At 64.5% G+C, this 7490-nt stretch carries 5 protein-coding genes and 1 pseudogene; 1 reads left to right on the top strand and 5 read right to left on the bottom strand.

The window, feature by feature from the left end:
- On the top strand, positions 1-407 hold a 407-nt coding region (locus tag MF607_RS21985; RefSeq protein ID WP_242122310.1), incomplete at its 5' end, for a cation:proton antiporter domain-containing protein.
- A gap of 93 nt (positions 408-500) precedes the next feature.
- Here the strand turns inward: MF607_RS21985 and MF607_RS21980 are convergent.
- The 5 genes and pseudogenes from MF607_RS21980 to MF607_RS21960 all read right to left on the bottom strand — a co-directional run bounded on the left by MF607_RS21980 (position 501) and on the right by MF607_RS21960 (position 7086).
- Positions 501-1700: an IS256 family transposase gene (locus tag MF607_RS21980; RefSeq protein ID WP_242122309.1), complete on the bottom strand. Its 1200-nt coding sequence runs from the start codon at positions 1698-1700 to the stop codon at positions 501-503.
- 78 nt (positions 1701-1778) lie between these two features.
- A pseudogene (locus tag MF607_RS21975) lies at positions 1779-2579 on the bottom strand (IS110 family RNA-guided transposase); the annotation flags it as partial.
- A 203-nt stretch (positions 2580-2782) separates the two neighbouring features.
- Positions 2783-4012 (bottom strand): DUF2254 domain-containing protein, encoded by a 1230-nt coding sequence (locus MF607_RS21970; protein ID WP_242122308.1) that lies wholly within the window; start codon positions 4010-4012, stop codon positions 2783-2785.
- A 30-nt stretch (positions 4013-4042) separates the two neighbouring features.
- The gene (locus tag MF607_RS21965) at positions 4043-5191 is read right to left on the bottom strand and encodes a YihY/virulence factor BrkB family protein (protein WP_242122307.1); all 1149 of its coding nucleotides are present in this window, start codon (positions 5189-5191) and stop codon (positions 4043-4045) included.
- The gene (locus MF607_RS21960) at positions 5188-7086 is read right to left on the bottom strand and encodes an AI-2E family transporter (protein ID WP_242122306.1); all 1899 of its coding nucleotides are present in this window, start codon (positions 7084-7086) and stop codon (positions 5188-5190) included. Before MF607_RS21960 ends, MF607_RS21965 begins: the two co-directional genes overlap by 4 nt.
- Positions 7087-7490 lie beyond the last annotated feature (404 nt).

The following is a 7490-nucleotide window of genomic DNA, read 5'->3' as shown; positions in this document are numbered from 1 at the left end:
TGATGGTCCTGCTCATTCTGTTCGGCGGAGCACTGGTAAGCGGACTGCTCACGCCGATAATCTGGGTCGACGTCGTGGTCGCGCTCGTCGTTCTGCTTGTCATACGTCCCGTCACCGGTTGGATTGGTCTGCTTGGCTGGGCAGGCGATCGTGACGAGAAGCTGACCTTGTCCTTCTTCGGCATCCGCGGCGTGGGTTCGATCTATTACCTTGCGTACGGCATCAACCATATGCCGGTCGCCGATGCCGAGCATCTATGGGCAATCGTCGGTCTCATCATCCTCCTATCGATCCTGCTGCATGGCTTGACAGTGACACCGATCATGCGTTCGCTTGACGAACGCCGGGGTGTCGACCCGGAGGCGAAGGGAGCCCCGCCGCCCGGGCTCCAAGGACCAGCGCTTTAAGGAGGTTCGTGCTTTCGCGGACGTTACTGAGAGCACTGGACGTGATAGCAAGGGGACTGTCAGGAATTTTGTGCGAGAGGCCGGTTACCGTCATTAGATGACGAAGCGCTCACCGAAGATTACGGCGAACTGACTTTTGGCCTCACCCCATTCGCGCGGTGGGCGCTTCCATTCGTCCGCCGCGTGATTGAGCACGAGATATAACAGCTTCATCGCGGCATCGTCACCGGGGAAATGGCCGCGGGTACGGACGGCACGGCGAACCTTCGAATTCAGGGCCTCGATGGCGTTCGTAGTGTAGATGATCCGGCGGACGCCCTCGGGAAAGGCGAAGAACGGGATCACCTGGTCCCAGTGTCGCCGCCAGCTTATGGCGATGGCCGGGTGTTTCTGGCCCCAGGGGCCTGCCTCGAACGCCTCCAGCGCAGCCATGCCGGCCTCGGGCGTCTCGGCACGGTAGACGCCGCGCAACGCCTGGGCGATGAACTTGCGCTCCTTCCAGGACGCAAAGCTCATGCTGTTGCGGATCAGATGGACGATGCAGGTCTGGACGATGGCCTCGGGGAAGACAGCGTTGATCGCCTCCGGGAACCCCTTCAGGCCGTCGACGACGGCGATCAGGATGTCGGCGACGCCGCGGTTCCTGAGCTCGTTCATGACGCGCAGCCAGAATTTGGCCCACTCGGTCTGCTCGATCCAGATGCCGAGCACCTCCTTGGTCCCGTCCGGCTGAATGCCCAGCGCGATGTAGACCGCCTTGTTGCGGACGAACCCTTCGTCGCGGATCTTCACCCGGATCGCGTCGAAAAACACCAGCGGATAGCAGGCGTCGAGCGGCCGACCCTGCCATTCGGCAACCGCCTCCAGCACCGCATCGGTGACGGTCGAGATCAGGTCCGGCGAGACGCCGATCCCGTACAGCTCCTCGAGGTGCCCGCGGATTTCGCGCACCGTCATCCCGCGCGCGTACATCGAGACGATCTTGTCGTCGAAGTCGGGGAAACGGCGCTGGTATTTGGCGATGAGCTTCGGGTCGAACGTCCCCGCCCGGTCGCGTGGCACGTCCAGCGTCACCTTCGACGTGCCCGTCAGCATCATCTTCCTCGATGACCCGTTGCGCCGGTTGATGGTGCCTGCGGCGCCTTCGCTTTCCAGATGATCGTCGAGCTCAGCCGACAGCATCCGCTCCGACAACGCCTTCTTCAGCTCGTCGAGCAGACCGTCCTTTGCAAACAGCTCCTGCGGGTCACGACCAGCCAGAAGCTGGTCCAAAACGTCCTTGTCGATTGCCATATCGATGGTCCCTTCCATTCCATCCTATGGCCTCCCGCACGAAATTCCTGACAGTCCCGATAGCAAGACCCATGTGTAGATGCCGCCGAGCCGCTCCTTGCCGCCGCTCGAGTTCTGCCGCGGCACCACCCCGATCCAAGCCGCTAGATTGCGGCCCGAGCGGAAGATCGCCGGGTCAGGAACGGTGGCGACGATGGCGCTGGCGAGCAGCGGGCCCACGCCAGGTATCTCCATCAGCCGCCGGCCAAGCTCAGTCTCGCGTGCGCTCGCCAGGATGCGGCGATCGTTCTCGAGGATCTGCTCTTTCACGATGCGCAGCTGCGCCGCCAGCATCTCCAGGCAGAACCGTGCATCGGCCGGCACCCGTTCGTCGGTAGGATCGGCGATGACGTCGAGGAGCTGCTCGATGCCGTTCCTGCCTATCGGCGCCGTGATCCCGAACTCGGCCAGGTGCGCCCGCATCGCGTTCGACAGCTGCGTGCCCTGGCGGTTGAGGATCAGGCGGACACGATGCAGCATCATCGCGCTCTGCTGCTCGGGCGACTTGATGCCGACGAAGCGCATCGTCGGCCATGTCACCGCCTCGCAGATCGTCTCGGCATCGGCTGCATCATTCTTACCGCGCTTGACGTACGGCTTCACGTACTGCGCCGGCATAAGCTTCACGTCATGCCCGAGCGTGACAAGCTCGCGCGCCCAGTAGTGCGAGGTTGCGCACGCCTCGATGCCGACCAGACATGGCGGCAGCTTGGCGAAGAACTTCAGCATCCGCCCACGGGTCAGCCGCTGACGAACAACCGCTGCACCATCAGCATCTACTCCGTGCACCTGAAACACGTTCTTCGCGATATCCAGACCGATCGTCGTGACGTTTCCCATTGTGGCTCTCCTTCGATTCTCCGCAGGAAACCCTGCTTGAGGGTTGGAGAGCCGTCCACGTCATCACATATGGACGTTCAGATTGCACAGCGCGCTTCCCAGATCCCGCCGTTTGCTAATCCTAAGGCGCTCACGGTCAGTCGCGCTCGCGAACGGTAGCTTAAGCTCCCCGGGAAAGTTTTAAACGCTGATCAAAACCGAAACTAAATTTCCAGAGCACGCAGAAGTGCACGGTCATCCTTGATGTTTCGTTCGACGTTGCGCCGCAGTTCGTCCGACAACGATTGCGTAGTTTCTGCGCCGTGCGGCAAGGCTTTGCCCAACGCATCGAGCACCTTGCGCGTCCGAATGACGACCTCTTCCTCCCCCGCCCCTTCGCGGATGATGGGGACAAACCCGCCGCGGACCAGTTCGTCGGCCGACGGCCGGGCCATATAGACTGGAGGTCGATCGGCGTCGGACGGCGGGGCATCCGCCGGTAGCAGCGAGAGTACCCGGAACAGCGCGTTCACGACCTCGATCGCGGTACCGGGATCGTTAGTCGCGGGGGCAAGCGCGCGTCCCGCGATCTTGCCGAGGGCGATCACGCCCAACCGCGGATCGTGATCGAAGCGGCGGTGACGCTCCGCGGTGAACGCATTTGCCAGTGCCTTGCGCACAGGGTCGGACGATGCATCGCCGACGATCCGCAGCAGGGGGCGATTGGGATGGACCAGCGTCCCGGTCAGAACCTCGACATGGATTGCCAGATCATGTTTCTGCGCCAGCAACGCGAGCGCCTCGGCATCGATATGGGTCACATAGCCGATGTCGATGGAGCATATTGCCATGGCCGATGCCGGCACCGCGATTGCCGGGCGGGCGCCGTCATAGGGATTGCGCGCAAAGGCAGACATCGCGGCGCAGGCGGCATTTTCGACACGATCGATGACATCCGCCATCCACCCGAACGCCGCCAGATGCGCGATCCACCGCAGCAGCGTCACCTCCACGAGGACGATCAGGATGATCGTCGCCAGCAACAGCACCACCCTACCCTGTCCGCCATAGAGGTGCGTCTGCAGGCCGATGATGCCGACCACCGCAAAGATAAACGAGCCAAGAAACGTCGACAGCGCGTTCTGCGATGTGCGGTCGGAGATCATCAGCTGCGTCGCGCGCGGCGTGGCGAGTTGCGTGGCGGAGGAATAGGCGCTGACCATTGCCGTCATCGAGAAGGTGGTGACCGCCAGCATCGACGACGCGATGATCTCCAGGATCTTCCCGACGGCGCTCTGCCCGACGTCGCCGGTGAATTCATAGGGTATGGCCCGCGCGACGATGCCCGCCAGTGCCGCGATCACCACGCTGGTCGCGCTGATGACCGCGGCCCGGAACCAGATCTGCCGACCGGCATGTCGGAAGAACCGGGAGATACGCGTGAGCGAAATCACGGCAACGTCCGCGGCATCGGCGGCACCCCGTCAGCCATCGGCATTCTCCATTTCCGGCGGCCGCTTCCGCCACGCGAGGCCGGCAGCGACGGCGATCGCCACGATGCCGAGCGGACGTCCCCGGCGCAGCATCGCGAAACCGACCGTCGCCATCGCACCATTGCCGACAAGGTCGATGACTGCGCCGACAGGGGTGCGCGGCGTCCCGATTGCGGGTGCAGGCCGCGCCGCTTCGGGTGCTGGCGCCGCGCGGGGCGCCACCGGCTCGGCGGGCGCGGGGTCGGCATCCGCAGCCTCGCCCTCGACCTGTCGTTCGAGTTCGGCGTTCAGTTCGGCACCCAGCAGGAACACATAGGCGGTAAGCCAGAGCCATGTCAGCGTCACGATGACCGCGCTCAGCGAGCCATAGGTCGCGCCATAGTTGCCGAAATTGGATACGTAGAACCCGAACCCCGCCGTGCCCGCCAGCCAGAGCAACGTCGCCCCCGCCGACCCCGGCGACAGCCATATCCAGCGGGGTTGCCGGTGGTCGGGACCGAAGCGGAACAGGATCGCCGCCGCCGTCACGACCAGCACCGCCAGCAGCAGGAAGCCGGCGATGCGGATCAGCGCCAGCACGGCAAGCGGCGCATTCGGGATCAGCCCGCTGAGAAATGCGAGCAGCATGGTCGTGCCGATCGCCGCGAAGATCATCACGACGCCGCCGCCGACCACGGCGAACTTCAGCAGCGTCAAACGGACGAAGCCGCGGCTCTCCTCCGTATCATAGGCGACGTTGAGGCCGGTGATGATCGCCGCAGACCCCTTTGTCGCGCCGTACCATGCCAGCAGCAGCGCGACGACCAGCCCGATCCCCTGCTTGTCCTTCGAACTTTCCACGACCGTCAGCAGCTGGTCGGAGATGATGGAGGCCGCATCCCTCGGCAGCGACGCGAACACGCTTTCGATGTTGCGCCGTACCGTCTCCGCCTCGGCGAACAGGCCGTAGCTCAGCACCACGGCCCCCAGCGTGGGCACGATGGCGGCAAAGACGTAGAAGGCGATACCGGCAGCGATGATGCCGATGTTGTCGTCGCCCATCTCCTGCCACGTCCGCTTCAGGATCGCCAGCCATCCCGCTGGCGGCACCTGCAACGGGGAGCGCGCACCGGTGCCTGCGCCATGATCGGCAACGCTCATGCCGCCTGCTCCCGTTCCGCGCCGGCATAGTCGAGGCACGCCTCCACCGCCGCGCCGAGGCTGCCGACATAGAGGTCCGCGCCCAGGGTCCGCTGTATCTCGCGATCGGTGAGCGCCGCTTCGCCTTCCGGCCACAGCCCGACGAGGATCGGAACATCGCCCACGCGCGACCGGATGCGCCGTACGAGATAGCGCAGATGCGACGGCGAGCCGCCGATCTCGAGATAGGAGATGCACACGAGCCGGGTGCCCGTCGCGTCGAGGCGATCGATGTTCGCCCGCGATCCGACGTTATGCGGAACCCGCTTCGCGCCGAACCCGCGCTTGGCGAGCAGCTGTTCGAGCATGGCGGTCACCGCATCGTCGAGGACGCCGCGCCCGGCAATGCACAATACGCTTCCGGCGGCGTTCCACTGCGCCGGCGCTGCCGGCAGGGTGGCCGGCGCGGTCTCCTCAAAGCCTGCCCCTTCCCCGACCAATGGATTGAGGCGGCCCTCGCGTGCCCGGGTTACGCTGGCCGTATCCTCCTGCGCATGGAGTTCGTCCACCAGCACCAGCATGGAGTCGACGACGCTGGTCGCCCGCTCGCGCGTGATGGCACCCCGTTCGACGTCTGCCGCCGCGAGTTTCAGCGCGGCCAGCGCTACCTCGTCATAATAGGCCGTCAGCGACCGGTCCGCGAGCTGGCTCTCCGCCTGTTCAAGCGCCTCGTCCGGGTCCTCGGCCAGCATCCGCTGGTAGAAGCTTTCGACCGGGGTAAGCGCCGGCCGGTCGCCCAATATGACGTCGAGAAATTCGAGGCTCGGAATATGCCGGCCCAGCACGACCAGCAGCAGCGTCAGCGGCATCGACAGGACAAGGCCGACCGGACCCCAGATCCACGTCCAGAACACCGCCGCCAGCACGACCGAAAGCGGCGAGAGACCCGTCGAATGGCCGTAGAGCAACGGTTCGATGACATAGCCGATCAGCGGTTCGAGGACGATGAAGAGCGCCGCCACCATCAGCACCGTCGACCAGCCCGGATCGGCCCCGGCGGCCACCACCAATGGCAGGGCGGCCCCCAGCAGCGCACCGATATAGGGTACGAAGCGGAGCACGCCGGCAAGAATGCCCCATAACGCCGGAACGGGCAGGCCGATGATCCAGAGGCCGATCCCCACGACGGTGCCGAAGCTGGCGTTCACCGCCAGTTGCGAAAGGAAGTACCGGCTGAGCCTGCCCCCGGCATCGTCCATCGCGGCCGTCGTGCGATGCAGGTCGGACGATCCGAACAGGCGGATCATCCGATCGCGCAGATCTTCCTTCTGCATGAGGATGAAGATCGCCACGACCAGCACGATCACGAAGGTTTCGAACGGCGCGACCACCGGTTCGAGATAGCCGCCCACCTGTTCCAGCACCGGAATCTGCTTGTCGATGACCCGGACGTTCAGGGGATGGGTGCGGGTGCCGCGCACGACATTGGGGTCGGCGACCATGGCCGGGGGCGGCGTGTCGGGTCCGATGAAGGGGAGCTGCTGCGTGATGAAACCGGTCGCCCGGTCGATCTTGGACTGGACGGTCGTGACATAGCCCGGTGCCTTGTCCGACAGGGACGCGGCCTGCATCCCGACCAGGGTGCCGATGCCGCCCAGCACACCCAGCGCGCTGATCACCGCCACGAAGATCGCCAGCCCTTTCGGCAACCGCAGGCGTCGCAGGAACAGGACGATCGGCGACAGGACGAACGACAACAGCACCGCCAGCGTGATGGGGATCAGCACGTCCTTGGCTAGGAACAGCCCGGCGATCACGACCACGGCTACCGCGAGACCCAACAGTCCGTCTCGACTCGGCACTTTTGCGGCCGCCACCTGAGCGGCTACTGCCCCTTGCTCAATCTTATCGTTCATCCGCTGTCCCTTCGGGGTCAGCAAACTCACACTGACCTACTTCGGTCCGTTCATACGCCGACCACCGGTTCTGCCGTACCGGATTGGCGTGACATGCTATCCAAAGTTTTAAGGTAGCCAGGCGCGAAAGTGCTATAATGCCGTGCTAATCGCGCGGCGCTAACGTAGCGTCAAAATCATATCGGACGTCGGCGCGGACGCGAGACACCCGACAAGATTATGACGCTACGCCGTCTGCGGCAAACCGTCGGACGGACGATCCTCTTCGTATACCGGCTTAGCATTACAGTTGCGTTCTTGATCGGACATGTGACCGTCGAGCGGCGGCTTGATGGGCGCGCCGCCAGCATGACCAAGCGATAACGCGACGAGGCTCGATGCGCCGCTGTGCCAGCCTGATGACG

It is taken from the genome of Sphingomonas lacusdianchii, from assembly GCF_022664395.1.
Taxonomy (GTDB): domain Bacteria; phylum Pseudomonadota; class Alphaproteobacteria; order Sphingomonadales; family Sphingomonadaceae; genus Sphingomonas; species Sphingomonas lacusdianchii.
This window is presented reverse-complemented; position numbering and strand designations above follow the sequence as displayed.

Bases quoted from the DNA above. Each gene is read 5' to 3' on its own strand.
- MF607_RS21980 (WP_242122309.1), bottom strand. From the start codon at position 1,700: ATGGCAATCGACAAGGACGTTTTGGACCAGCTTCTGGCTGGTCGTGAC.
- MF607_RS21965 (WP_242122307.1), bottom strand. From the start codon at position 5,191: ATGAGCGTTGCCGATCATGGCGCAGGCACCGGTGCGCGCTCCCCGTTG.
- MF607_RS21960 (WP_242122306.1), bottom strand. From the start codon at position 7,086: ATGAACGATAAGATTGAGCAAGGGGCAGTAGCCGCTCAGGTGGCGGCC.